Here is a 25,991-nt window from a genome sequence, read left to right on the forward strand (position 1 = left end):
GACCTCTCCAGAAGATGGAGGGGTTTCAGGCTGTCGAGAAAATCTCGACAGCTTTATTTTTTCCTTAAAGTTTCCATATCCAAATTTTATAATAGAGATACAACATCAATCTGTAAAGGATTTATCCGATCGCCGCATTTTTGGTGTCATCGCACATAGACGCTTTCATCGAAAAAGAGGAAATTCCAGTATCATTTTGAACATGATCATTACATATGCCCAAATGGTGAAAAGCTATCATATACGACAACTGACCGAAAAGGTTATAGGTACTATAAATCAGACCCTAAAAAATGCGTTTCTTGTCCTTTCCTTGAAAGCTGTACAAGATCGAAAAATTATCAAAAAGTGATCTCAAGACATGTATGGGAGGAACAAGAAGAAAAGATTAGACAAAATCGTCTGTCTATCTCTGGAAAAAAATTATATAAAAAGAGAAAAGAAAAAATAGAGCGAAGCTTTGCAGATTCAAAACAACTGCATGGGCTTCGCTACTGTTGGTTGAGGGGAAAACAGAATGTGAGTGTGCAAGTTCTCCTCACAGCTACGTGCCAGAACATGAAAAAGATTGCCACAGACCTAGACAAGCTAGGCTAGGTCTGTGGGAGGCCTTTTTTATTTATTGTTGCTTAACAGTAATTTTTAAGGTATTTTTACAGTATATGCTAAATTAACAAACATAATATTTACGCCTACATCAACTTTCTTATATTTGTTTTTAACTGCCCATGCAACAGCACCAGAAGTTCCAGCAGTAATAGCCGCAGCGGCTCCAGCACCCCATGGTCCAGCAGCAGCAATTCGACTTGTGTACCAACCGATATATCCGGCTGCAAATCCACCTGCTACTATGGCATTCATGCTTCTAACTTTCGGTCCTAATTTGAGGTGTAAACCTACAAAACCTAATGTCTGCATGTCACCTTTTTTCTCATTCTCTTCAAAGCTAAATTCTTCTGATTTCATTGAAGTCATTAGTAGACTGTCGTGTTCTGAAATTCCCATTTCCATAAGGGTTTCTTTATCAGCTGTAAAATGAATATTTCCATCCTTATCTAATTCGAAGTAATTAGATAGTTTCTCTGCTAATTCCAATTGTTTTTTATCTACACTGACTGGGGGGTTCTCATTATTACCTTGACTGGCATGACTAATCATTGGAGAAGAGAAACCAAATGTAATAGTAAGCACACATAACACTACTAGAAATTTTTTAAACATAGGTACCACTCCTATTTGTTTTTTGGGTAACGCATACATGATATTTCCTTCTATTGGGGTGGAATACTTAGAGGTTAAGGAGAGTAATAAAATGTATTTATTCTTATTTACTTTGATTTATTGTGTAATCACACAAATGTTGAGTTTTTCCTTTGAGATGTCTTTTGGTGTGTACTTGATAGGGTTAGCTTTAATCAAAGGACTTTCCAGTGGGGAAATTAAAGACATCTTTAATTTCAAAAAGACAAGTGACGTGTTCAAAGAAAACAGATTTATAGATTCTTTGATGGAATTGTTTTCTTTGGTAATAGTGTTTATTAATGCATACATAATTGATTATGAACCATTCTCTCCCTTTGAGTTTGTTTATACTTTTTTCTTGCTTGTAGTTCTGTACAGGTTCCTATTTTGGGGGATCATAAGAGAGTCTAAAAAATGGTTGCATAAAGAGTCATAAGAGACAAGGGCTTATAAAAATCACTCACTTTCTTTGATACATTCCAATGCTACCATTTATTTCTATGTAATTGGTAATATGGTGGGAATTTTATTTTTCAGTTGCGGTGTCCGCAATAAAGGTTCTTTTAATTGGGAGGAGAAATTTCGAATAGAGAAGAATTAGATTGTCAATTATCGCTAATGAACAGGCTGGAGAGCCTGTTTTTTTTTAAAAAAATATTATGTTTTTGTTGAAAAATTCCATTTTGCTTGCGGTGTCCGCAAGCATTTTTTTTATTATTCAGTGCTTCATTTTGACGGATTTTTTTTTGTGATAAAATCCAGTCACTGCGGAGGTGAATCATGTGAAGGTAGAAGTAGGAATAAGCCTGTTTGAGATAGGATTTCTCATTCTAGGTGTTTCAGTTTTGTTTTTAATCAAAGCTAATGAGGAACGAAAACGAAAAAGAAAGAGCTAGGCTGCTTCTTGAAAGGCGCTTGACGGAAATCAAGAGATTTTAACACTCACATAGAGGTTTACTTAAAAATTTCAGTTGAGATCGCTCAGATTTGATTCTGATCGCTTTTTTTGTTTAGGTATTAAAAGTAGGGGTGGTGTGTCAAAAACGCTTATAAGGGCTTTAAATGTGTTTTTTCGTTTTGGCTACTGAAATCAGTTTGAAAATCTGTTTGCGAGATACCGAAAATTTTCAAAATTGGAACTAAAATGGGTTTTGGACGCATTTCATGTGCTAGGATTTAACATAAAACGGCAAAAATTGAGGGGGATGAATGAATGGCAGCTGTATCTTCAGCGAAAATCGGTCAGAAGATTAATGAATGGTATCAGAATATCAAGAGGCTGAATGTAACAGATGCGGAAATGCTTCGGAGTGAGATCAGAAGGGATTTAGACATCATGGAGGAAGATGAGCAAGCTGTTCTTTATTTTCAGCTTATGGAATTCCGCCACGAACAAATGCTTGAATACATGAATCTAGGAGCTCGGAAATTAAATAAAGCGGAGTACCTGCGATCAGTTGAAGGGCAAGGGCGGAAGCTTACTGGAATCCTGGAATACTATTTTAATTTTTTCAAAGGGATGTATGAGTTTTCGCAAGGTGATTACATTACTGCGATTACTTTTTATCGACAGGCAGAAAAACGGTTGGATCGAGTGGCGGATGAAGTTGAAAGAGCAGAGTTTTACTTCAAGATGGCAGAGATTTTCTATCACATGAAGCAAACTCAAATGTCTATGTATTACATCATGCTAGCCCTTGATACATATAAGGCGCACCCGACTTATCTTGTCCGAGAAATTCAGTCTCGTTTTGTTGTTTCAGGAAATTATATTGATCTTAACAGTTCTGAAAAGTCTCTCCCGCATTTAGACAAAGCATTAGAAAAATCACATGCGATTAAGGATGAATTAATGATTGGTATAAGTTTGATGAACTTGGGTCACTGTTATTCTAGTTTGGAAAAATATCAGTTGGCATTAGATCATTTGGAGGAAGCTGAAATTTATTTGAAACGTCATTCTCACATACGAGCAATCCTTTATCAGCAGGCTCTGATCCATTTTAAATTGGGTAACGATGAATTGGCCAAGGAATATTTGCAGCGTGGCATAGATTATCTAAAATCAAACCCTGATCAATTATTCGGATCTTTGTACGATTTTCTTGTAAACCTATATATAAAGCCACTTAATCTTGATGATCTCAAGGATATTTTGAAACGATTTGATAACATTAGGGGTTATCCATATTTAGAAGAACTGGCATTAGAGTCCGCAGAATTTTATACTAAATGTGAGCGTATGGAGGAATCTGTATATTTGTATCAGCAAATGGTGTACGCTCAAAAACAAATTCGAAGGGGCGACTGTTTGTATGAACATTAGAAAAAGCTTTGTTTTAGCTGGTCTTGCGATCATGATGTTGGTTGGTGGTTCATATCTGAATCATACCGAGACTGCTATGGAGTTAGCTATTCGATTAGGTACATGAAAAATGGCAGACCTTTTGGGTCTGTCTATTTGGAAATTCTTCTGGAACAACACCAATGCACTAACAGACACTCAGAAAAAATCCCTTCCAATTGGATAGGGATTTTTTGAATAAGCTGTGATCTAATTCAAAGTTGCATAACCCTAATCAACAACAAACAGTACGGCCGTTCCATCTTCGGATTCATTTAGTTGGTGGGACACCCAAGATCCCGCACCTCGATTGTCTGAAGGAGATATTTATTCTATATCGGCTCCTGCACCGCCTTCTTCACACATAGCCATAGGGAATTCATCTCGATCATATCCCCTTTTTGTTGGTATGTCTTTCAATGATTCTTCTCTATTTTTATCGGCACCTTCTTTATCAATCGTGCAGACGGCAGAAGCGCCCTTTTTTATAGCATTGTTTATGTCTCGTGCTCTTTCTGGATACTTATCAAACGGAAACTTCAATTTCACATCATACTGAGACCTCTCCAGAAGAAGGAGAGGTTTTTTTATGTCGAAGTGGGTTTGACAAAACAACCAAAAATTCATTAAATTAGTAGAACGATATACTTAATTCCATTTAACTAAATATCAATTTTTTGATTGAAAAAAGCAAATATAATTAGTTCGATTCACTTAATTTCTCATCAAAAGACAGTATTTTCAGAAAAAATGATTGACGATAAAAACGAATGCGCTTACAATAAAAACACATTCCAAAAAGTGAAATTGAATTCCACTAGACGGAATATAAGGAGTCGTTCATCTCCAAATAAGTGGCTAAAGGAATGATTCACACAATGAAAAATCGAAGTGCACTGGAAATATACAAAGAAGGAGGCGCTTGGTGGGAGACTGAGATTAGTCATATTCAAAAAAATTCAATTGAACTTCGGGGCTATCCAATTGAAGAGCTTATTGGTGAATTGTCGTATCCGCAGATGCTTTATTTACTGCTTGTTGGTGAATTACTAGATGATTCGAAGGCAGCTCTTTTTGAAAGTGTTCTTGTCGCAGGTGCGGATCATGGGCCAAGAGCACCGTCTATTGCAGCGGCAAGAATGGCGGTTACGTGCGGCATTTCGTTTAATTCTTCTGTTGCAACAGGGGTGAATCTATTAGGTGATATTCATGGCGGAGCTGGTGAAAAGGCGATGCGTATGTTATACGACGCCAAAGCAGCCTACGATGAACACAAGGATATCAAGTCTGCTGCAAAGCAAGTATGTCAGACGTGGTTAGCCCGCAAGGAAAAAATTCCGGGGATCGGTCATCAGCTGCATGACGATGATCCGAGAGTGAGACGGCTGTATGAGCTGAGTCAAACATATGTGCAGCAAGGTGATATCAGCGGAACGTACTTACGGTTAGCTGAGGCGATTAGGCATGAACTTGAACAATTAAAAGGGAAAAAAATCACGATGAATATAGATGGTGTATCTGCTGCGATCCAATGTGAATTAAGCATTCCAGCTGAAGCGGCAAAAGGCATCTTTTCCTTATCCAGAGGAATGGGCATCGTGGCGCATGCATATGAAGAGCTGACAAAAGGTGCCCTAGTGAAAGGCCCTTGTCCGAATGAAGAAAGACTTGTTCGTTATGCGGGGGTCGGGACGCGTCACTTGAAGGAGGGTGAGAGAATTTGAGTGAATTGAAAGCGTTATCATATATAAACGGCGAATGGCTGGATGCAAACCATGGCAAAGAAGATATCATCAATCCATACTCTGGGGAAATGATTGGTACATCCTATCTTGCATCCTCAGAAGATATAGAACAAGCGCTTTCTATTGCGCAGCAAGCTAAAAAACAAATAGCGGCAATATCAGCATTAGAACGCTCAACGCTTCTAACAAAGGCAGCCGCTTTATTGGAAGAACAAAAAGAGCATTTCGCAAAACTCATTTCTTTAGAATTAGGCAAACCGCTTAAAAATACAAGAGATGAAGTCTCACGATCAATTGAAACGCTCGCACAGTCAGCTGAAGAAGCCAATCGATTAATCGGTGAGACCATTCCAGGCAATGTATCTTCCCGTGGACAGAGAGCAATGGCGATGACATTTAAAGTGCCGGTTGGGGTTGTGCTGGCGATTACGCCTTTTAATGCGCCTCTCAACTTAATTTGTCACAAAATCGGTCCAGCTTTTGCGGCAGGGAATGCCATTATTTTAAAACCAGCACCGCAAACATCAGCTGTTGCCACAGCGTTTATTAAGCTCCTGCTTGAAGCAGGGTTTCCAGAAAAGAGCCTGCAGCTTGTAATTGGAGGAGTAGACGCCGGCAGACAGTTAGTCACGGATGAAAGAACCAATCTTGTTTCTTTTACTGGCGGTGCGGTGGGCGGAGAACATATTTCAAACTCTGCTGGATTAAAAAAGGTACTGCTGGAACTCGGAGGAAATGGAGCGACGATTGTTCATCATGATGCAGATATCGAGCAAGCCGCATCTCTTTGTGCCAAAACGGGCTTTAGCAACTCTGGTCAAAGCTGTATTTCTGTTCAAAGAATTTATGTTCACAAGCAAATTATGTCGACATTTACTGAGACACTTAAACAAAAAGTAGAACAGCTCGTCGTTGGAGATCCGCTGTCTAGTGAAAGTGATATCGGCTGTATGGTTGATGTACAGGCAGCAAAACGTGTGGAGGCTTGGATACAAGAGGCAGAGAAAATGGGTGCCGAGCTTCTATCTGGAGGACAACGAAATGGCGCAAGCATCACACCGGCTATTTTGCTAAACCCGCCAAAACAAGCCAAGGTCGTCTGTGAAGAAGTGTTCGGTCCAGTTGTCAGCATTCTCCCATATGAGGAGCTGGATGAGGCAATCAAAGAAGCAAACGATAGTCGATATGGTTTGCAGGCAGGTGTCTTTACGAATCAGCTAGATGTTGCGTTACACGCAGCAAAAGAGCTTGAAACTGGCGGCGTAGTCATCAATGGGACATCGAATTTCAGACTAGATCACTGGCCATATGGCGGGATTAAACGAAGCGGTATTGGAAGGGAAGGCCCACGTTTCGCCATCGAGGAGATGACCGAAACCAAAATGGTTGTGCTGCCAAATGGGCTATAAAGGGGGCAGATGGACGTGAATGACTTTCAGCAAAAGGTAAAGAGTGCGCAGACAGGCGGTCAGCCGATGATTTGTACGCCGCTCATTGGACAAACAAAGGAAGAATTGTTTCTTGAAGTTGAGGTGTTAGCTGATAAAAAGCCTGATGTGATAGAGTGGCGAGCAGATTTTTTCAATCACCTCAATGACAAGGAACAAGTCATCGACACCCTAAAAGGGATGATCGAAAAGGCAGATAACATCCCATTTTTATTCACCATTCGTTCTGAAAAAGAGGGCGGCGAACGCATCTCACTCTCAGAGGATGAAAAAGTTTCCCTGCTTGTCGAGCTTTGTACCACTCATCTTGTGGCTGCCGTTGATTTTGAATTAATGCATGATGTCTCGCATATCCAGCAAGTCAGTCAGGCGGCTAAGAGAAACGGGGTCATCTTGATTGTGTCGTACCACGATTTCCAGCGTACCCCGGAGGCGGATCGGCTCGTGGAACTATTCACCAATGCAGAATCGGTCGGTGCCGACATTGCAAAGATCGCCGTCATGCCGCATTCCTATGAGGATGCACTGACACTGCTCTCTGCGACTGGCAAGGCGAAAAAGCATCTGTCCATCCCCGTTATTTCGATGGCGATGGGGGAATACGGCGCCTTCACAAGAATGGTAGGTGGACTCTTTGGGTCTATCATGACCTTTGCTGTAGGGAAAGAAAGCTCAGCACCTGGACAAGTTGCGATACAGGATTTGAATACCGTTCTATCGATTGTGTTTTCAAAGAATCAGTGAGTAGCAGATTCATAGCTGCACCGTGAGAGGAGAGAAACATGAAGAAGAATATATCTACACAGGTCATTCAGTATTTAGAAAATCGAGGAGTTGAGCATATCTTCGGTCTGTGCGGTCATACGAATATTGCTTTTTTATCAGCGTTAGAAAAAAGCCGTATTCAATTTGTGAATGTCAGACATGAACAGATAGCGGCGCATGCAGCAGACGGTTATGCACGAGCGAAAAAACAGACGGCTGTTGTGCTCAGTCACTTAGGTCCTGGACTCACCAATGCGGCAACAGGTGTAGCGAATGCCGCACTCGATTCCATTCCAATGGTTGTCATTGCAGGAGATGTTCCAAGTCATTACTACGGAAAGCACCCACACCAAGAAATCAATCTTCATTCCGATGCTTCTCAATACGAAATTTATCGCCCGTTTGTGAAAAGAGCATGGCGAGTCGACATTCCAGAATTATTTCCTGAAATTTTATCAAAAGCGTTTCAGTTAGCTGAAAGCGGCCGCCCTGGGCCAGTCCTGATTTCAGTTCCGATGGATGTGTTCTCAAAAGACTTAGATGTGTCGTTATTTGAACAAATCGCTCATCATACACACACCGTTGAAAAACCATCTATTGATGATCAAACAGCGAATCGGATAATAGATCGATTGCTGCAGGCAGACAAACCGCTTTTATATGTAGGGGGAGGCATTTTACTAGCCGATGCAGCAGAAGAGTTAAAGGCATTTTCTGATCATTTGAGTATCCCTGTTGCCCATTCTTTGATGGGGAAAGGGGCGATGCCAGATGATCATCCAATGACCCTTGGCATGACAGGGTTTTGGGGGACGAAATTTATCAATGATCAGTGTAAAGCAGCGGATTATATATTGGCATTAGGCACCCGTTTTGCTGAAGCAGATGCGAGTTCGTGGGAATCGGAGTATACGTTCAATTTCCAATCAACCAAGCTCATCCATATTGACATTGATCCGAATGAAATTGGCCGAAATTATCCTGTGGAAATTGGAGCAGTAGCAGATCTCAAGCAGGCGCTGACTGTACTTAATCGTGTGGCGAAAGAAAGGCTGCCAGAAGGTCTGGATCGCCCTCAATTGAAAAAGGACATTGCGGCATATCGTGAGGAATTTCAGAAGAGCAATTTGACGAATATTCAAGACGAGTCTTTCCCAATGAAACCACAGCGTATTTTGCAGGAAGTGCGGGAAGTATTGCCACCTGATGCCTTCATTACAACCGATGTTGGCTGGAATAAAAATGGGGTCGGACAGCAATTTCCTGTATACACGCCAGGCACTATTTTAACCCCAGGTGGTTTTGCGACGATGGGATTTGGCGCTCCTGCTGCACTTGGAGCAAAGATTGCCCAACCTGACCGTGTCGTTGTATCACTTGTTGGGGACGGCGGTTTCGGTCAAAATCCATCTGTTCTCGCAACAGCCATGGAAGAAAACATTCCTGTCGTGTGGATTGTGATGAACAACAGTGCGTTTGGGACGATCGCCGGCTTGCAAATGGCACACTATGAAACGACTTACGGCACTGTTTTTAGAAAAGATGGAGAAAGCTATTCGCCTGATTTTGCAGCCATTGCAAGAGGTTATGGGATGAAGGGGATCAAAATTACGGCGGCTTCTGAATTCAAAGAAGCTTTGGCTGAAGCAATCGCTTCTCAGGAGCCATGTGTCATTGATGTAGCGATGAAAAATGATCCAGTGCCTACTGATGGACATTGGAACATTAATGATATTTATTCACCAAATACAAAACGTTCACATGTCAGTGTGAACTAAACATGACTAGGGAGGAATCAACAATGAAAATTAAAGTATTAAATCCATTTCAAGACGGTCATCCATTATGGTTAGGTTTAGATCATCCAGAAGAGAAAATGATTCGGAAAGTGTTTCAAACGATCACACCAGATACCGTAGGGTCAGAGCATATGATGGCAGGTCTCACTATTTTTGAGCCGGGCGAAGCAAGCTCGGTACACAATCACCCGGGTTCAGAGGAATTTGATTATGTGATTAAAGGGTCTGGCGAAGTCATTTGCGATGGAGAAAGACAATCATTTAAACAAAATGACTTTATGTTTATTCCAGATGGTGTCTCACATCAGCATGTGAACACAGGGGACGAACCTTTATGGCTGATTTGGCTCTATACACCGCAAGGGCAGCTTCCGAAGGACTAAAAAAACCTTGCACGAGAGAAAGAAGAAAAGGGGCTAAAATAGAAAGCATTTTAGCCCTTTATCAATTGAATGAAAGGGAGTCAAGCAATGAATAAGAATACACCGCTTGAAGGAATCAAAATATTAGATGTTTCTACGATGATTGCTGCACCATACGGCGCGGTGCTTCTAGGGGATTTTGGTGCAGAGGTCATTAAAGTCGAGATTCCTGGAAAAGGGGATACACTGCGGCATGTTGGTCCTTTTGCAGATGGTGAACCTTTGAGATGGTCTGGGCTTTCAAGGAATAAGAAATCTCTTACACTCGATTTGCACAAAGAAGAAGCAAAAGACATTTTTAAAAAGCTTGCAGCGCAGGTTGATGTGATCATTGAAAATTTTCGTCCAGGAACACTAGAAAAATGGGACGTTGGGTACGATGTATTAAAAGAAATCAACCCTCGTTTAATTATGATTCGTGTTTCGGGTTATGGGCAAACCGGTCCGTTTAAGGACAAGGCGGGATTTGGTACACCTGCGACGGCGTTTAGCGGCTTTACATATATTCAAGGGTTTCCAGATCGGCATCCAGTCAGCCCTTCCTTTTCCCTTACGGATTATATCGCAGGAATTTATGTGGCGTTTGCCACTGTGACAGCGATGTATTACCGTGACACACATTCAGAAGGAACTGGGCAAATGGTGGATTTGGCTCTCTATGAATCTGTGTTCCGCATGTTAGAATTTTTGGTTGCTGAATATGACAAGCTAGGGAAGGTGCGTGAGCGTTCACCAGGGTTAAGCGGTCATTCAAGCCCTGCTGGCACCTACGAGACAAAGGACGGGCATTATTTGGTTCTTGTGACGAGTACTGATTCGACCTTTAATCGATTGGCAGAGGCGATGAATCGCTTAGATTTACTTGAGAACGAGAAATTCTCTGTGAATGCAGCCAGGCTGAAGCATAACGATGAAATGGATGCGATCGTCTCGCAGTGGATTGCGTCCAAAACAAGAGATGACGTCCTAGACATTCTAGATACACATGGTGTGCCTGTGAGTCCGATTCTAAGCATTCGGGATATCTTTGAGCATCCGCAATTTAAAGCACGAGAAAATATTGTCGAGGTGCATCATCCGCGTCTTGGAAAAGTGAAGGTGCCTGGGATCATTCCGAAGTTTGAAAAAACCCCCGGCCGTATTCGCCATATTGCGCCTGATTTAGGTGAACATAATTATGAAATTTTAACGAAAATGCTTGGCTTCACAGAAGAAGAGTGTAAACAGTTAGAAGAAAAAGGGGTCATTTAAGACACTCAACCGATCCGCACGCTGCGGAAACAAAGGAGGATGGTTATGAAAGTGCATTCAGAACTGAAGGGGAACGACTTGCGGCCTGCTTATGCGAAACCAACAAAAGCTCGTTTCGGCATCTTGATTCTGTTGTTTTTTATTACCGCTATTAATTATATTGATCGAGCCAGTGTATCCATTGTTGCACCTGCGATTCAGTCTTCATTGCAATTAAACCCTGCCTTATTAGGCCTCATCTTTTCAGCATTTAGCTGGACCTATACAGCCATGCAGATCCCTGGCGGCTTTATTCTTGATAAGTTTGGATCAAAGGTAACGTATGGAATATCACTCATTACTTGGTCTATTTTCACCGGTTTACAGGCGTTTGCGAACAGCTTTGCCTTCTTATTTGGCTGCCGTTTGTTTATCGGAATTACAGAATCTCCTGCATTTCCTGCGAATAATCGCATTGTGACCACATGGTTTCCAAGGCGTGAACGCGCATTTGCAACAGGGGTTTATACCGCTGGAGAGTATGTGGGGCTTGCATTTGCGACACCTCTTCTTTTTTGGATCATGACAACTTTCGATTGGAGAACCGTCTTTATCACTGCTGGTGCGCTCGGTATTATATTTGCTTTCTTTTGGTACAAGTATTATCACGAACCGAAAGAGCATCCAAAGATCAATGAAGATGAGTTAGAATTGATCCGTCAAGGCGAAGGGCTGACAGTGGCATCACAGGAGAAACTGAAATGGGCAGACTTTGCCGCACTTTTAAAATATCGTAAATTGATTGGACTCTATATTGGTCAATTTTCTGTTGCGTCTACCCTCTTTTTCTTTTTAACATGGTTTCCGACCTATTTAGCAGAGGCGAAAAATATGGCCTTTCTCAAAGTGGGTTTTGCGGCATCCCTGCCATACATCGCTGCATTCTTTGGGGTGCTGTTTGGAGGATATGTGTCTGACTGGCTGCTTAAAAAGGGTGTATCGGTCAATGTAGCGAGAAAGCTGCCGGTTGTGGTCGGTCTGCTTCTGACAAGTACCATTGTTTTAGCGAATTTTACAACGAATATCCCGCTTGTGCTGACTATTTTATCCATCGCTTCCTTTGCGCAAGGACTGTCTAATATCTCCTGGACCATGCTGTCTGAGGTGGCACCACGAGAAATGGTCGGTCTGGCTGGCGGCGTATTCAACTTTTTTGCTAACTTATCCGGCATCATCACCCCGCTGATTATCGGATTCATTGTATCGGCGACAGGCTCTTACAACGGCGGTATTTTATTCGTCAGCTTAGTGGCATTAGGCGGAGCGTTGTCGTATATCTTTATTGTAGGTAAGATTGAGCGGATTCAATTAAAATAATAGAGAGAACTCATTGGGTTCTCTTTCAGCGTGTAGACAAACCCTCGCATTCGGTGTCAGTCCTGCGCGCTGGTGCTCACGAATGTCAAATTCGCTCCGCGCCGGTACTCGTCCTTCCTAGACTGTAAAGGTTTTCTATCACACTGAAAAAAAGACAAAGGGCTAAAATCAAGTTCATTTTAGCCCTTTGTCAACAATCTTAAAAGAGAACTCATTGGGTTCTCTTTTTCTATGAATAAAAGATGACGGTGATGATCGTTGCACATGCGATACCCATGCTGACATAAAAACCAGCAAACCAGATATTCCATCGAGTGATTCGGTAAGGGTTGACCTTCATCAAATCGGCTAATAGGGAGACAGATACATTATATGGGCTAAACATGACCGTTGAGGTTCCGGCGATAATGAGCATGATTGCGATGGGAAGGGCAGGCAATTCATGAATGACAGGTGCCATCAAGCTCACTAATAGAGCAAGCGAAACGAGCGGGTGAAAACCGCAAAGAGCGGTGATGAGAAAATACAGCCCGATGACCCCATAAACCCAAATGGCATGATCTGATATACTGACGATAAATGCTTGAATCGGCTGCAAGCTGTTTGTGACAAGCAGCATATCGACAAAGAAGCCCGCGCTTAAAAATAGACACATATAATTGGAGAGCTGGCGGGTCCGTTCTTTCCAATGGGGAATAGAGACGGCTACATATTGTTTTCGTTTTTTGATGATAGACGAGAATAATAGAGCGAAAGGAATAATCGTCAGCACAACAGCGAACAGATAACCTTTCCCGATCCAGGCGTCAACAAGCGAAACGACTGTCATAAAACTGAGTAGCATGAAAGCAAGCTGAAGGGTTTTTCTCTTGATGCGATGAGGGTTGGAGTGAGCTTCTGCCGGCTGGATGATATGCGGCAATCGTTTGCTTTGACGAGAAAACAGCAACCAATCCGTCAACAGCACAAGCACCATTAAACAAAAGGTAACGGGTGCAATCTGATAATATTTCAATTTGGTTGCATCAATGGTGACACTCACCAGTACTTCGACAGGACTCCAGCTAAGACATAGCGCATATGACCTTAAAAGATTGCGCGTATAAAGGTGCTGTTTGACTTGTTCCTGAAGGGCGTTCAGCGATGGTTTCAAGGATGTATATAATAAGGGAATCGTTGCGATATTTAAAAACATGCCAAGAACATGAGTGACAAATGAACTCTTGCGATAAAGCTGATTTGTACTCGTTGTATGTAAAGTAAGCAGTTTATTTAATTGAGTATCGAAATGTCCAACATGTATGAGAGAATGAATAAATGGCAACATGAAAAATAAAGAAAGCAAGCCTAGCATGGAATGAAAATGAAGAAAAAGCGTATGCAAAGGCTGTTCTGACCAGAAAAATAACACCAATCCAATCAAGAGAAACATAGCACCCGTTTTCAAATAAAGCCCACTTGCCTTCTTAAAGGAAATGGTGAGCGAAGCAGCCGCCAGCAGACCAACCAAATAGGAGAGAATGGGAGCAGGGAATAGTTGATGAACGATGTATAAGCTAATAAGAAGTGTGAAAATGAGCAGGTAGATCATGATATCTCCTCCATCAAAACATCTATCGGTTTTATTCCGTACAGTGGAATTTGTTTTCTTTTAATGGAACATTTAAAATGGATTATAGCAAAATTGGTTAATCATGTCGATAAGAAATCAAAGGGGAAAAGGAGAAAGTGAACATGGCTGATAAAAAGTCAAAAGAAGAATCAGGATTGCGTACCGTTCAGCGCGCTTTGGATATTCTTTCTTGCTTTAGCGAAGAACGTCAAGAGCTGACGCTAACGGACATATCAAAAGAGATGAACTTAGCAATGTCTACCACAACGAGACTGCTTAAGGCACTTGAAATGAATCATTTTGTAGAAAAGAACCAAGAGACAATGAAGTACCGGCTCGGTCAAAGACTTTATCTTCTCGGTTATATTGCTGGGAAGTCCATCAAATTGAGGGAACTGGCAAAACCGCTCATGTACACACTTCGTGATGAAACGAAGGAAACCGTCAACCTGTATGTGCTCGATCACAAAAGCAGGGTATGTATTGAACAAGCCGAAGGGCTGCAATCGATTCGGCATCTTGTGAAAATAGGTGAGAAGCTGCCGTTATACGCTGGTGCTGGTGGAAAGGTGCTGCTTGCTTTCCAAAGCGAAGAGTTTCAACAGCAAGTTTTTGCATCTGAGGCTGATCACATGACGATGGAGCAATGGCAAAAAGAATGTCGTCATATTCTTGAAACGCATACCGCTTGCAGTATTGATGAACGGGAAGTCGGATCGGCGGCAGTGGCGGCACCGATCTTTAACATTCATGGGGAGGTGCAGGCATGTTTATCCATATCTGGACCGACCCAACGATTTACTGAAGATGTCATCCCTCAATTGCAGCAAAAAGTGAAAGAGCATGCCGAGAAGCTCTCCGAACAGCTCGGTTACGTCGTCAAACACAATTTTTAAGAATGCCTATCTTTTCTCAGTCCATTTATCATATAATAGAAACATTATGTAGCATTCCTTGTCGTAAGGAGGACGTGTCACGAACATGAAAAACAATAGAGAGATTCCTGTGAGACAGCGAAATATTGTCCTCATTGGCTTTATGGGCGTTGGGAAAACAACCATTGGGCAGCTCGTTGCCAAAAAGTTATATAGAGATTTTATTGATGTTGATCAGGAGATTGAGAAAAAGTACAACATGACGATTCCAGAAATGTTTCAGCAAAAAGGAGAAGATTTCTTCAGACAGGCTGAAAAGGACTATATCGTCGATTTATGTGAACATACTCAGCTAAAGATCGTGTCTCTTGGAGGCGGTGCGTTTAAACAGGAAGAAATCAAACGATCTTGCTTAAAGCATTGTACGGTTCTTTTCCTTGACCTATCTTGGGAGAATTGGAAACAGCGGCTGGATATTTTAATTGAAAACCGTCCTGTTCTTCATAACCGCACGCTTGACGAGATGAAAGAGCTGTTTGAAGAGCGCCGGGAAATTTATTCCCTTCATAACTCAAGAGTGGAAACAGATCATCTAGAAGCTGAAGAAGTCGCCAATTATATTGTCGACACACTCAAGCTTGGCTGGGATCTATATTCGAAATAAAAAAGTCTATCCTAAGGGGTAGACTTTTTCTATTAGATCAGGAGTAGTCAAAGAAATGACAGTCTAAGTTGGATGATGGATGAAAAAAAGAAGAAAAGATGTTTTTTTCTTCGTCATTATATCAAAATGCATGCATCCTTTATGTGGTGTGTCTAGCCATTTGAAAAAAGTGGTGATTAGACTACAACTAAGTCAAGATGATGAGGTTTTTGATTGATGCGGGAAACGACATATATCTCTCATTTTCTTTTTTTGAAAAAATAAAATAGTATCTAAATTCCAATAATAGTTTTTTGAATTATTATAATTTTTAAAAATCTGGTTGACACCTTCGGTTATATCATTCTATGATTATTAACGTAAACGCTTACCGTAAACGTTTACTATAACGGATGGGGAGGAATTTGTTGATGAAAAATAAAGAAAAATGGAGCGGTGTATTCCCGGCAGTCTTAATTCCTTTTAAAGATGACTATTCAATTGATGAACCTGCTTTTCGTAAGCTTGTTCGCTGGGTGGCGGGGCACGAAGGGATTAATGGGATCGTTGTCAATGGACATACTGGCGAGATTATGACTTTGCTGCCACATGAACGAGCTGAAGCTGTGCGTATTGCAGCCGACGAATTAAAGGGAGAAATTCCTGTCATTTCTGGGGTTTCAGCTGAAGGGACAATTGAAGCGATCCAGCATGCAAAAGCAGTGGAGGAAGCTGGTGGAGAAGGTATTCTTCTTATGCCGCCACATTCATGGCTGAGATTCGGTATGCAGCCTGAGTCACCTGTCCAATTCTTTAAAGATGTTGCAGAAGCAATTGACATTTCAATCATCGTCCATCAGTATCCAACATGGACAAAAACCTCTTATACAACCAGTCAATTATTAGAAATGTCGGAGATTCCAAACGTTGTCTCATTTAAAATCGGTCAAAGAGACATGGCGCAATATGAAGTCGATGTGCGCGCACTGAAAAAGCATGCACCAGATGTATCGTTGCTCACATGTCACGATGAATATTTATTGCCAACATTAGTTCAAGGAATTGATGGGGCGCTTGTAGGTTTCGGCTGTTTTGTACCAGATTTGATTGCTGAGCTTGTGAAATGTGTGGAAGAACAAGACCTTGTAGCGGCTAATAAAGTGTACGATAGAATCTTTGAATTAAAGCATGCTGTGTATAAAATGGATGAACCTTCCTCTACCTCTCATCTGCGAATGAAGGAAGCGATGTTCCAGCGAGGTTTGATCAGCAGTTCGCTTGCGAGGAAACCAGTATTACCTTTAACTCAAAAGGAAAAAGAAGAGATTCGTCAGGGCCTTCAAAGTGTTGGTTTACTTAAGGAAAACGTTAGTAAATAATAGACCATTGATTTCATGATGAAGGTGAGTCAGGTTATAATAGAGTATAAAACAACAGACTCCCGGAGGTATGAAATGTGTCAGTAAGTATTAAAGATGTCGCATTGAAAGCTGGAGTATCTATCGCCTCTGTTTCCCGAGTATTAAGTGGCAAACCAGGAGTAGGTGCTCAAACGGCTGAAAGAATCAAACAAGTGATTGATGAATTAGGCTATCGTCCTAATTTAGGAGCTAGAGGGCTCGTTAAAAGAAAGACTGGCAATATTGCTGTCGTGGTTCCTCGTGGTTCATATATTTTGAATAATCCATTTTTTTCGACGATTTTAGATGGGATAGCGAAGGAATTAGATGAGACTGAATTCAATATGTTGATGTCATTTACATCTGTACAGCAGCAGCGATTACTTGAAACGCAGGCTGTAGATGGTGCTATTTTATTTTCTCCAAGAAATGAAGAATTGAGCATGGATTGGTTAAAAAGTTTAGCTATTCCCATTATCGTTGTCGGAAGTTACTTAGAGGATTCTCCATTTCCATGTGTCAGGCCTGATGATGAAGAAGGTGTGTGCCAATCTGTCACGGCCTTATTTGATAAAGGTCATCGAACCATTGGACTGGTCAATGGTCCAATGAGTTCGATGCATAGTGTGAGGTATTACAAGGGGTATGAGCGTACACTGAAAAGTTTAGGATTAACAATGAACAAAGAGCTTGTGTTTGAGTTAGATGAATTTGATGGGGGAAAAGTAGTAGAAGTGGTTTCTCAATTTCTCCAAGGAAACCAGTACATGACTGGAGTTGTTTGCTCTTCAGATTTTTTGGCGATAGGGGTCATGAAAGCGGCAGATATCGCAAATGTGTCAATACCTCATGATTTGTCTGTCGTTGGTGCTGATGATGTGCCCATTGCAAGTTTTCTAACCCCTTCTTTATCTTCTGTTCATGTTGATTTAGTTGGAATGGGAAGAAAAGCGGTTTCTTTACTAACGCAGTTAGTAGAAGGAGAACAGTTAGAGAAGATGGAACATATCTTCCCGATGTACTATGTAGATCGTGGCACCACGGGAACGCCAAAAAAGAAATGATAGATGCTGAAAACTCATATGATCGCTTTAGAATGTCTCTTCATTTAAAATGTAAGCGATTTCTTTTGTGCTCATCAGCATGTACTTTTGCATCATTTCCTCTATTAAGGAGGAGATATCATGACGTTAGAACTCAGCGGAAATTCAAATTCTCATGATGAGCAAGTTGTTGATAGAGCTTCACAACTATTGACTAGGATGGAAAGTGTACCTTTTTCGAGATGGCATTTAAAACCTCGTATCATTATGGGATCTGCTACCTTTTTTGATGCTTTTGATGCACTATCTTTAGCGTTTGTTCTCCCAGTTCTCATCGGCATGTGGAATTTATCACCTGCTCAAATTGGTCTTCTTATTGGGTCTGGTTATATCGGACAAGCGATTGGTGCTATTTTCTTTGGATGGTTAGCAGAAAGACGTGGCCGTGTATTTAGTGCAAAGTGGACTGTATTTCTCATGTCTATTATGAGTATCGCATGTGTATTTTCAGGTAACTTTATGGCCCTTTTTATTTTTCGTTTTATACAGGGGATTGGAGTAGGAGGAGAAGTGCCAGTAGCGGCCTCATATATCAATGAGTTGTCCCGGGCCCAAGGCAGAGGGAGATTTTTTATGCTCTATGAGATGATTTTTCCATTAGGATTAATGATCTCAGCTCAAATTGGTGCATTTGTTGTACCTAGCTTTGGGTGGAAATGGATGTTCTTGATTGGTGGAATTGGCGGTTTAATCGTCTTTTTCTTCTTTTTCATGTTGCGTGAATCTCCAAGATGGCTTATTTCAAAAGGCAGGTTAGATGAAGCCGAAAGAATCATTGAAGAGATTGAAGCTAGTACGGACAAACGAATGCCTGTTGCAAAGCAAGTGTCCAGCAGCACTGAAAAAGGCGACTGGAAAGAGCTCTTTTCTACTTTTTATCGTAAAAGAACATTGATCGTATGGGGACTATGGTTTTCTGCCTACTTTGTATCGAATGGATTAAATAACTGGTTACCGAGTCTTTATAATACGGTTTACAATTTGCCAGTTGGAGATTCATTAAGGGCAGCCTCTCTCACAAATATTTTACAGACCATAGGGGTATTCGCTTGTGCATTTTTGATCGATAAAGTAGGACGGAAGCGCTGGGCAACCATTGCATTTATCGTAACAGGTGCTTTATTAACGGCTTTATGGATCAGCGGAGCAAATTCTCCAGAAAGCGTTATTTATTTAGGGTCCGCTGCCTACGGAATGATGGGGACCATTACAGTTCTTCTCTATTTATATACACCTGAAATCTATCCAACCCGTATGAGGGTAATTGGTACGGCATTTGCTACAGCGTGGCTTAGGCTGGCCTCAGCCATCGCTCCTATTATGATAGGTTTTATTTTAGAGGTGAGCGGTGTTTCAACTATTTTTATTCTTTTTGCAAGTGTGACTGTAGTGGGAGCAATTCTTGCTTTTAAAATGATCGAAACGAGAGAGAAAGTATTAGAGGATATTGCACCGTAAGTGATGCATGCAGTGAAGAACTTATTCTAAAGAGGGTAGGTTCTTTTTTTATTCAGAGGATTTACGTACACTTTTGAAAAAGCCTAACCTACCTCAATTCAATTATCTTATAATAGAAACATTATCAACACTCCTTGTCACGAACATGAAAAGTAATATCTATCAGATAGTGGAAATGTATATTCATAATATAAAAGTCTACCGGCTAGGGTAGACTTTTTCGATCAGTTTAATGTTTGATCCCTTGAAGTAGTGCGGCTTTTAGGCAAAAGGATATTGGCTGACGATGTTCGTCGAATTGCAGTTGAAACAGCTGTTTCGTTTCATCGTCTGCAGCATGAAGGTGGGCAACAATCTCCTTTTGAACATTCTCTGGTGTACGTCCACGTATGATCCAGTCCTGATATTCAATATGCAGATCCCAGTAACGGATATCTTCTTTCGTCAGATGGTTGTCAGCGAAAAGCTCTTTCCATTCTGATAACGAGCTTTCTCGCACATGGGAAGGATCTCTCAGTCTATTTAAATGATTAATAAATGAATCCTGTACAGGGTTTTCGGGTGCATAATGATCGACAAGTAGAAATTTGCCGCCTTTCTTTAAGACTCGGCTGATTTCAGACATGGCTGCCGGGAGATGTGGGAAGTGATGAGCAGCAAATCGGCATGTGACGAGATCAAATGATGCATCAGAAAAGGGCAATGCGTCTGCGGATGCCTGCTCAAACGTAATGTGGTTCAGCTGTCGCTCTTTTGCAAGTGCTGTAGCAACCTCGATCATTTTGTGCGTGACATCAATCCCGATTCCTTTAGAGATGACGTCTGAAAAGGAAAAAACAGTATGACCTGCCGCGCAGCCGATATCAAGTAGGTGCTCATCGCCCTTTGGCTTCGTCGCCGTTTTCATCCATTCAAGCTCTTTTCCAGCTGCAAAGATGGGTGAATCTCGATAGTTCTCTGCATTTTGTGAGAATTGTTTCTCTGCTTTTGAATATGGATTCATTTCTTTACCCCCTTTTTGTTGTTTCTTTATCGTAGGGTTCTTCTTGTGATTTGTCTAAGACATAAAAGATATGATATGAATAGTTAAAACCTATGAGGTGAGAGAAGTGGATATACGAATGATGGAATATGTCATGGAAGTGTACCGGCAGCAAAGCTTTACAAAAGCAGCGGAAAAACTTCACATTGCACAGCCCTCATTAAGTCAGCAAATTAAAAAACTTGAGGAGGAATTAGATACTCCTCTGTTTATTCGGAAGTATGGACAAGTCACTCCTACACCTCAAGGAAACCGATTGATCAAAAGAGCAGAGACCATTTTGAAGGAACGAGATGATTTGTTACGTGAGATGGGGGAAGCTGCTTATGAGGTAGGGAAAGAACTGAAGATCGGTGCGCCAGCTGTCACAGGGGGATATGTCCTGCCAAGTTTATTAAAAACCTATTGTCAAACGTATCCGCACGTTCACGTTCATTTGATAGAAGAATCGCCTCGTGAGCTAGAAAGACGTTTACTCGCTGGGAAACTGGATCTTGCGATTCTTTCTCTGCCTGTCGAGCATGAATCATTGAAAACAAAACAAATGCTGACAGAGCCGCTTCTCCTCGCCATTCCGCAAACGGCTCAACCGTGGTTGACGGATGAACTCAATGAAATCATCAATCAAGCGGATCAAGAAGGGTCTGTCCCGTTTCATCTTCTGGAAGATGCCCCATTTATTATGCTGAAAGAGGGATATGGCTTTCGGCAAGTGGTCACGGAACTGTGCCGTCATCATGGCTTTCGGCCTAGGATTGCATTTGAAACAAGTCATATTCAAACAGCTCAGGCATTGGTTGAAAATGAGCTAGGGGTGACAGTGGTGCCGAAAATGGTGGCACAAGAGGAAAGGAAAGCAGTCACTTATTTACACATTGATTCATGCCCAACCCGCACACTTGTGTTTGCATATGTGGAAGAAAGATATTTAACGAAAGCCGCTCAAGCCTTCATGGACCTTCAACAGAATCAAGGAAAAGCTTAAACAAACGTTTAATTAAACGCAAAAAGCAGGGGAGTCCCCTGCTTTTACCTTTTTTCAGCGTGATAGAAAACCTTTGCAGTTTAGGAAGGACGAGTACCGACGCGGAGCGAATTTGACATTCGTGAGCACCGGCACGCAGGACTGACACCGAATGCGAGGGTTTGTCTACACGCTGAAAGCAGGGGAGTCCCCTGCTTTCTAATATAAATCCAGCCGCTGATCTGTCATGACGGGGATTTGTTGTCTCACTTCATCTACGAGCTGAAGATCAATGTCTGCATAATAAATGTCTTCTTCATCATTTGTCTCAAGTAGAATGCGTCCGAGCGGGTCAATCACCATGGAGTGACCAGGGAACTCAGTGTCTCTGCTTGTGCCCGTCCGGTTCACCGCAATCACAAATGACTGATTCTCAATGGCTCTTGCGATGAGCAGACTTCGCCAATGGTCCACTCTTGCTGACGGCCATTGAGCGGTATTAACAAGCACCTTCGCCCCTTTGTTCACGAGCGTCCTAGAAAGCTGAGGGAAGCGGAGGTCATAGCAGATCATGGTGCCAATCTTGACATCTTCATCATAGTTAAATAAACCAAGCTGATGACCGGCGGTTAAATAGTTGTGTTCATCCATTAAGCGGAATAAATGAATTTTATCATAATCTAACAAAAGCTCACCTTGGCGGTTAAAGACATACATTGTATTGGTGATGTTTTCATCTTCTGTCCTCTTATTTAAAACACTGCCTGCGATGAGATACACTTGGTGCTGACGAGCAAAGGAAGAGAAGAGTTGTTTTGTTCGCTCGCCATCTGCATCGGCAAGCTCATCCGCTTGTTCTAACGCATAGCCGGTATTCCACATTTCGGGTAGAATAATCAAATCAGGCTGTTGGCGGATGGCTTCTTCTAAACATGCTTCTGCTTTCTGAAAGTTTACATCAGGTTCTCCTATTTGTACGTCCATTTGAATCAGGGCGATGTTCATGTCGGTCGTCCTCCTTTATTCGTTTCATGCAATGAATGGTTCGGGTGATATTGCCTGAAGCATCTAGTCTTCAAGCCAGTTTCTTTATCATAAAGCTTTCCGCTATCTTTGCCAATAGAAATGTCAGAAGGTTTTGTTAAATGACTTTCTCAATCAAGAAATGAGTGGTATGATACTCATAACTAATAAAACAAAGGGGAATAGTATGATATGCAATTGTTCGATTTATCACTAGAAGAGCTACAGAAATATAAACCAAAGAAAACAGCACGTCCTGATTTCTCAGACTTTTGGAAGAAATCGCTCGAAGAACTGCGCCAAGTGGAGGCAGAGCCAACACTTGAATCTTATGACTATCCAGTGAAAGGCGTCAAGGTGTACCGCCTGACGTATCAAAGCTTTGGACATTCTAAAATTGAAGGCTTTTATGCTGTGCCTGATCAAACTGGTCCGCATCCATCGCTCGTTCGTTTTCATGGCTATAATGCCAGCTATGACGGCGGCATTCACGACATCGTCAACTGGGCGCTGCATGGCTATGCGACGTTTGGAATGCTTGTCCGTGGTCAAGGTGGCAGTGAAGACACATCAGTGACGCCAGGCGGGCATGCATTAGGGTGGATGACAAAAGGCATTTTATCGAAGGATACGTACTATTATCGAGGCGTTTATCTAGATGCTGTTCGTGCACTCGAAGTCATTCAGTCTTTCCCCGAAGTAGATGAACACCGTATCGGCGTGATCGGTGGAAGTCAGGGGGGTGCGTTAGCGATTGCGGCCGCAGCCCTTTCAGATATTCCAAAAGTCGTTGTGGCAGACTATCCTTACTTATCAAATTTTGAGCGTGCGGTTGATGTTGCCTTGGAGCAGCCTTATTTAGAAATCAATTCATACTTTCGCAGAAACAGTGATCCTGAAGCTGAAGAAAAGGGATTTGAGACATTAAGTTACTTTGATTTAATCAATTTAGCCGGCTGGGTGAAACAGCCAACATTGATGGCGATCGGTCTGATTGATCAAGTGACACCGCCATCCACCGTGTTTGCGGCATACAATCATTTAGAAACAGATAAAGAGCTGAAAGTGTACCGATATTTTGGGCACGAGTTTATTCCTGCTTTTCAAACAGAGAAGCTGTCCTTTTTACAAAAGCATTTGCTTCTATCAACATAAGAGCATGACAAAGAGCTAAAATGACATTCATTTTAGCTCTTTGTCTTTTTCAGCTATTGGAGCGATCAGCTTAATAACTGGTGTTCTGTCTTGTTTTTTCATCAGGTACTAATGCTGTAACGATCAGGGCAAGGGCTGTGATGATGTGAAGGATGAATCCGAGAATCGGAATCCATGCAAGGCAGGATGTGACAATTCCAATGATACTTCCGATCATTGGTCCCTGGTCTCGCTTCGATAAGACGAGTGTGATAATATGCAGAATAAGCATGACCATGAGCGGTGAATAGCCATTGCTGATAACGAATAGACCTCCGATCACAGGGATAGCAAGGCAAGCTTCAAAAATCCCAGTGATCCATTTCATAATGCGAGATATAGACATCAGATCCAACTCCTTTTTCATATATGTCTTATTCGTATTTTCCCAAAAGGTGAAGAAGTCATGCAGAATTCTATAGAAAGAGTTGATGGACACTTGAGAGAAAGAATTAAGGAAGAGCTGAAAATCATCGAAGAAACGTATGACGTCAAGATTTGTCTCGCCGTTGAATCGGGCAGCAGGGCATGGGGATTTCCTTCAACTGACAGTGATTATGATGTTCGCTTTTTATACGTTCCCCGGAAAGAATGGTATTGGGCGATGGAAGAGCATCGTGATGTCATTGAACGACCAATTGATGACATGCTTGATATAAGCGGCTGGGAGCTGCGAAAGGCGTTGCGTTTATTCAATAAATCGAATCCATCCATTATGGAATGGCTGTCTTCTGACATCATTTATGCTGAATCCTTCTCTCTAGCCAAGCAGCTAAGAGAATTAAAGGATCGAGCGTTTTACCCTGCGGCTTTGATGTATCATTACCTCAATATGGCGAAGCGGAATGAAAGCCGGCATTTACGAGGAGAGCAGGTGCGAATCAAGAAGTATTTCTATGTGCTTCGTCCGCTGCTTGCCTGCCAGTGGATTGAACGTTACCGGACGGTTCCACCCATGGACTTTCATGAATTACTCAAGGAGCTAGTGGAGGAAGGCCCGCTGTTAGCAGAAATTCACGAACTGCTCAAACGTAAAATGGACGGAGAAGAAATGGATTTAGAGGACCGCCTTGTACATGTCCATCCATTTATCGACAAAGAGCTGGCTCGTTTTGATGAATTGGTGAAAAGCTACAATCAGCCGAAGGACAATCTCACTGAAGAATTAAATAAGCTTTTGCAGTCTACCCTTGATGAGGTGTGGGCGTAAGCGTGAAAGAGCCAGCCGGTTAGCGGCAGGCTCTTTTTTATCTCTTATTGTGATAAAACCACAAAAAAAGTCAGAATTTTTGTCATCTTCAAATATTGTAGCGGACAGCTCATGAGCCTTACAATAAAGACATAGCTTACAAAGAGTGGGAGGTGCCCTTTATGGAGTCGGTCACAAGAAATTTCTTCTTGTTTTTGTCAAAAAGCAGTCTCTTGAACCATATTGCTCGTAATTGGGGAAGTGCTGTTGCATCAAAGAAAATCATCGGTGGGAAGGATTTTGAGAGCGCTATCCCTGTCATCAAACGATTAAACGATCAAGGTATGGCCGTAACGGTTGATCACCTTGGTGAGTTTGTCACAAAGGCAGAGATTGCAAATGAGCGGACGAATGAGTGTATTCAAACCATTCAGCGAATTGCAGAGGCGGGACTCAATTCCCACGTCTCACTTAAAATGACATCGCTTGGCTTAGATATTGACGATGACCTTGTGTATCGCAATATGAAAAGCATTTTAGATACGGCAGAGAAACACCGTATTATGGTGACAATTGATATGGAGGATGAACAGCGCTGTCAAAAAACGCTGGACATTTTTAAAGAAATGAAATCTCAATATGAGTATGTCAGTACGGTTTTGCAGGCGTATTTGTACAGAACAGAACAAGATCTTGATGACCTAAATGAGTTGCAGCCATTTTTAAGACTTGTAAAGGGTGCCTATAAGGAATCCGCCGAAGTGGCGTATCCAAACAAAAAAGACGTCGATCAGAATTACAAAAAGCTGATCGAAAAGCAGTTACTCTCAGGGAATTATACAGCCATTGCGACACATGACGATCAAATGATCGAATTTACGAAACATATTGTGAAAAAACACAATATACAGACAGATCAGTTCGAATTTCAAATGCTGTATGGCATGAGATCAGAAACACAGCAAGCACTCGTGAAGGAAGGTTATCAAATGAGGGTCTACACCCCGTATGGACGAGAGTGGTATGGCTACTACATGAGACGCCTTGCAGAACGACCGGCAAACATTGCATTTGCTTTAAAAGGGATGACGAGAAAATAATTTGAAACGGGAGCGT

The 25,991-nt window shown here is 41.8% G+C and carries 22 protein-coding genes and 2 pseudogenes; 18 read left to right on the plus strand and 6 right to left on the minus strand.

All coding sequences use genetic code 11. The features are described 5' to 3' along the window. Positions 1–27 precede the first annotated feature (27 nt). Positions 28–597, plus strand: a pseudogene (locus NSQ11_RS01860) (transposase); the annotation flags it as partial. Positions 598–642: 45 nt separating this feature from the next. Here the strand turns inward: NSQ11_RS01860 and NSQ11_RS01865 are convergent. Further along, a complete protein-coding gene (locus NSQ11_RS01865) occupies positions 643–1,221 on the minus strand; it encodes a hypothetical protein (RefSeq protein ID WP_139761164.1) in 579 nt (192 codons plus the stop codon). A 1,234-nt stretch (positions 1,222–2,455) separates the two neighbouring features. Between NSQ11_RS01865 and NSQ11_RS01870 the strand changes: the two genes are divergently transcribed. Continuing rightward, positions 2,456–3,568 carry a Rap family tetratricopeptide repeat protein gene (locus tag NSQ11_RS01870; RefSeq protein WP_079920454.1) on the plus strand — a complete coding sequence of 371 codons (1,113 nt, stop codon included), beginning with the start codon at positions 2,456–2,458 and terminating at the stop codon, positions 3,566–3,568. A gap of 249 nt (positions 3,569–3,817) precedes the next feature. Here the strand turns inward: NSQ11_RS01870 and NSQ11_RS01875 are convergent. Then, positions 3,818–4,144 (minus strand): annotated as a pseudogene (locus NSQ11_RS01875) (NucA/NucB deoxyribonuclease domain-containing protein); the annotation flags it as partial. 308 nt (positions 4,145–4,452) lie between these two features. On the opposite strand from NSQ11_RS01875, the gene NSQ11_RS01880 reads away from it, so the two are divergent. The 7 genes from NSQ11_RS01880 to NSQ11_RS01910 all read left to right on the plus strand — a co-directional run bounded on the left by NSQ11_RS01880 (position 4,453) and on the right by NSQ11_RS01910 (position 12,372). Next, positions 4,453–5,310 (plus strand): citryl-CoA lyase, encoded by an 858-nt coding sequence (locus NSQ11_RS01880; protein ID WP_342501222.1) that lies wholly within the window; start codon positions 4,453–4,455, stop codon positions 5,308–5,310. Continuing rightward, positions 5,307–6,740 (plus strand): aldehyde dehydrogenase family protein, encoded by a 1,434-nt coding sequence (locus NSQ11_RS01885; protein ID WP_342501223.1) that lies wholly within the window; start codon positions 5,307–5,309, stop codon positions 6,738–6,740. The genes NSQ11_RS01880 and NSQ11_RS01885 overlap by 4 nt, the downstream gene beginning before the upstream one ends. Positions 6,741–6,749: 9 nt before the next feature. Then, positions 6,750–7,523 (plus strand): type I 3-dehydroquinate dehydratase, encoded by a 774-nt coding sequence (gene aroD / locus NSQ11_RS01890; protein WP_060832056.1) that lies wholly within the window; start codon positions 6,750–6,752, stop codon positions 7,521–7,523. A 38-nt stretch (positions 7,524–7,561) separates the two neighbouring features. After that, complete coding sequence (locus tag NSQ11_RS01895; RefSeq protein WP_017366574.1) at positions 7,562–9,322, plus strand: thiamine pyrophosphate-binding protein; 1,761 nt, start codon at positions 7,562–7,564, stop codon at positions 9,320–9,322. Positions 9,323–9,345: 23 nt separating this feature from the next. After that, complete coding sequence (locus NSQ11_RS01900; RefSeq protein ID WP_008342095.1) at positions 9,346–9,726, plus strand: cupin domain-containing protein; 381 nt, start codon at positions 9,346–9,348, stop codon at positions 9,724–9,726. 87 nt (positions 9,727–9,813) lie between these two features. Then, positions 9,814–11,016, plus strand: a complete 1,203-nt coding sequence (locus tag NSQ11_RS01905) for a CoA transferase (RefSeq protein ID WP_017358567.1) — start codon at positions 9,814–9,816, stop codon at positions 11,014–11,016. Positions 11,017–11,061: 45 nt separating this feature from the next. Further along, complete coding sequence (locus tag NSQ11_RS01910; protein WP_008342087.1) at positions 11,062–12,372, plus strand: MFS transporter; 1,311 nt, start codon at positions 11,062–11,064, stop codon at positions 12,370–12,372. Positions 12,373–12,601: 229 nt separating this feature from the next. Here the strand turns inward: NSQ11_RS01910 and NSQ11_RS01915 are convergent, their stop codons facing one another. Continuing rightward, positions 12,602–13,963: a hypothetical protein gene (locus NSQ11_RS01915; RefSeq protein ID WP_079920404.1), complete on the minus strand. Its 1,362-nt coding sequence runs from the start codon at positions 13,961–13,963 to the stop codon at positions 12,602–12,604. A gap of 143 nt (positions 13,964–14,106) precedes the next feature. Here NSQ11_RS01915 and NSQ11_RS01920 point away from each other — a divergent pair, with 143 nt between their 5' ends. From NSQ11_RS01920 to NSQ11_RS01940, 5 genes are all read left to right on the plus strand, one after another. Beyond that, positions 14,107–14,880: an IclR family transcriptional regulator gene (locus NSQ11_RS01920; protein ID WP_079920407.1), complete on the plus strand. Its 774-nt coding sequence runs from the start codon at positions 14,107–14,109 to the stop codon at positions 14,878–14,880. A gap of 85 nt (positions 14,881–14,965) precedes the next feature. Further along, positions 14,966–15,523: a shikimate kinase gene (locus NSQ11_RS01925; RefSeq protein WP_025206715.1), complete on the plus strand. Its 558-nt coding sequence runs from the start codon at positions 14,966–14,968 to the stop codon at positions 15,521–15,523. A gap of 410 nt (positions 15,524–15,933) precedes the next feature. Next, entirely contained in the window at positions 15,934–16,881 is a 948-nt protein-coding gene (locus NSQ11_RS01930; RefSeq protein WP_060832059.1) for a dihydrodipicolinate synthase family protein, read from the plus strand. A gap of 77 nt (positions 16,882–16,958) precedes the next feature. After that, positions 16,959–17,966: a LacI family DNA-binding transcriptional regulator gene (locus NSQ11_RS01935; protein ID WP_342501224.1), complete on the plus strand. Its 1,008-nt coding sequence runs from the start codon at positions 16,959–16,961 to the stop codon at positions 17,964–17,966. Positions 17,967–18,086: 120 nt separating this feature from the next. Further along, entirely contained in the window at positions 18,087–19,463 is a 1,377-nt protein-coding gene (locus tag NSQ11_RS01940; RefSeq protein ID WP_342501225.1) for an MFS transporter, read from the plus strand. Positions 19,464–19,692: 229 nt separating this feature from the next. Here NSQ11_RS01940 and NSQ11_RS01945 read toward each other — a convergent pair whose 3' ends face one another. Beyond that, entirely contained in the window at positions 19,693–20,466 is a 774-nt protein-coding gene (locus NSQ11_RS01945; RefSeq protein WP_342501226.1) for a class I SAM-dependent methyltransferase, read from the minus strand. Positions 20,467–20,584: 118 nt separating this feature from the next. On the opposite strand from NSQ11_RS01945, the gene NSQ11_RS01950 reads away from it, so the two are divergent. Next, positions 20,585–21,490 (plus strand): LysR substrate-binding domain-containing protein, encoded by a 906-nt coding sequence (locus tag NSQ11_RS01950; RefSeq protein WP_017366581.1) that lies wholly within the window; start codon positions 20,585–20,587, stop codon positions 21,488–21,490. A 198-nt stretch (positions 21,491–21,688) separates the two neighbouring features. Here NSQ11_RS01950 and NSQ11_RS01955 read toward each other — a convergent pair whose 3' ends face one another. After that, entirely contained in the window at positions 21,689–22,474 is a 786-nt protein-coding gene (locus tag NSQ11_RS01955; RefSeq protein WP_335358088.1) for a carbon-nitrogen family hydrolase, read from the minus strand. 210 nt (positions 22,475–22,684) lie between these two features. Between NSQ11_RS01955 and NSQ11_RS01960 the strand changes: the two genes are divergently transcribed. Continuing rightward, positions 22,685–23,647 (plus strand): acetylxylan esterase, encoded by a 963-nt coding sequence (locus tag NSQ11_RS01960; protein ID WP_241511721.1) that lies wholly within the window; start codon positions 22,685–22,687, stop codon positions 23,645–23,647. Positions 23,648–23,717: 70 nt separating this feature from the next. On the opposite strand, the gene NSQ11_RS01965 is transcribed toward NSQ11_RS01960, so the two are convergent. Further along, positions 23,718–24,032: a hypothetical protein gene (locus tag NSQ11_RS01965; RefSeq protein WP_008342068.1), complete on the minus strand. Its 315-nt coding sequence runs from the start codon at positions 24,030–24,032 to the stop codon at positions 23,718–23,720. A gap of 60 nt (positions 24,033–24,092) precedes the next feature. On the opposite strand from NSQ11_RS01965, the gene NSQ11_RS01970 reads away from it, so the two are divergent. Together NSQ11_RS01970 and NSQ11_RS01975 are read left to right on the plus strand one after the other, a co-directional pair. After that, a complete protein-coding gene (locus tag NSQ11_RS01970; RefSeq protein ID WP_099496294.1) occupies positions 24,093–24,896 on the plus strand; it encodes a nucleotidyltransferase domain-containing protein in 804 nt (267 codons plus the stop codon). 161 nt (positions 24,897–25,057) lie between these two features. Next, positions 25,058–25,975, plus strand: a complete 918-nt coding sequence (locus tag NSQ11_RS01975; RefSeq protein WP_007498256.1) for a proline dehydrogenase — start codon at positions 25,058–25,060, stop codon at positions 25,973–25,975. Positions 25,976–25,991: the final 16 nt, after the last annotated feature.

The organism is Bacillus sp. FSL W7-1582 (genome assembly GCF_038593325.1).
Lineage (GTDB): Bacteria > Bacillota > Bacilli > Bacillales > Bacillaceae > Bacillus > Bacillus altitudinis.

Coding starts and splice junctions, on each gene's coding strand:
- NSQ11_RS01865 (WP_139761164.1), bottom strand. CDS start 1,221: ATGTTTAAAAAATTTCTAGTAGTGTTATGTGTGCTTACTATTACATTT.
- NSQ11_RS01870 (WP_079920454.1), top strand. CDS start 2,456: ATGGCAGCTGTATCTTCAGCGAAAATCGGTCAGAAGATTAATGAATGG.
- NSQ11_RS01880 (WP_342501222.1), top strand. CDS start 4,453: ATGATTCACACAATGAAAAATCGAAGTGCACTGGAAATATACAAAGAA.
- aroD (WP_060832056.1), top strand. CDS start 6,750: ATGGACGTGAATGACTTTCAGCAAAAGGTAAAGAGTGCGCAGACAGGC.
- NSQ11_RS01895 (WP_017366574.1), top strand. CDS start 7,562: ATGAAGAAGAATATATCTACACAGGTCATTCAGTATTTAGAAAATCGA.
- NSQ11_RS01900 (WP_008342095.1), top strand. CDS start 9,346: ATGAAAATTAAAGTATTAAATCCATTTCAAGACGGTCATCCATTATGG.
- NSQ11_RS01905 (WP_017358567.1), top strand. CDS start 9,814: ATGAATAAGAATACACCGCTTGAAGGAATCAAAATATTAGATGTTTCT.
- NSQ11_RS01910 (WP_008342087.1), top strand. CDS start 11,062: ATGAAAGTGCATTCAGAACTGAAGGGGAACGACTTGCGGCCTGCTTAT.
- NSQ11_RS01915 (WP_079920404.1), bottom strand. CDS start 13,963: ATGATCTACCTGCTCATTTTCACACTTCTTATTAGCTTATACATCGTT.
- NSQ11_RS01920 (WP_079920407.1), top strand. CDS start 14,107: ATGGCTGATAAAAAGTCAAAAGAAGAATCAGGATTGCGTACCGTTCAG.
- NSQ11_RS01925 (WP_025206715.1), top strand. CDS start 14,966: ATGAAAAACAATAGAGAGATTCCTGTGAGACAGCGAAATATTGTCCTC.
- NSQ11_RS01930 (WP_060832059.1), top strand. CDS start 15,934: ATGAAAAATAAAGAAAAATGGAGCGGTGTATTCCCGGCAGTCTTAATT.
- NSQ11_RS01940 (WP_342501225.1), top strand. CDS start 18,087: ATGACGTTAGAACTCAGCGGAAATTCAAATTCTCATGATGAGCAAGTT.
- NSQ11_RS01945 (WP_342501226.1), bottom strand. CDS start 20,466: ATGAATCCATATTCAAAAGCAGAGAAACAATTCTCACAAAATGCAGAG.
- NSQ11_RS01950 (WP_017366581.1), top strand. CDS start 20,585: ATGATGGAATATGTCATGGAAGTGTACCGGCAGCAAAGCTTTACAAAA.
- NSQ11_RS01955 (WP_335358088.1), bottom strand. CDS start 22,474: ATGAACATCGCCCTGATTCAAATGGACGTACAAATAGGAGAACCTGAT.
- NSQ11_RS01960 (WP_241511721.1), top strand. CDS start 22,685: ATGCAATTGTTCGATTTATCACTAGAAGAGCTACAGAAATATAAACCA.
- NSQ11_RS01965 (WP_008342068.1), bottom strand. CDS start 24,032: ATGTCTATATCTCGCATTATGAAATGGATCACTGGGATTTTTGAAGCT.
- NSQ11_RS01970 (WP_099496294.1), top strand. CDS start 24,093: ATGCAGAATTCTATAGAAAGAGTTGATGGACACTTGAGAGAAAGAATT.
- NSQ11_RS01975 (WP_007498256.1), top strand. CDS start 25,058: ATGGAGTCGGTCACAAGAAATTTCTTCTTGTTTTTGTCAAAAAGCAGT.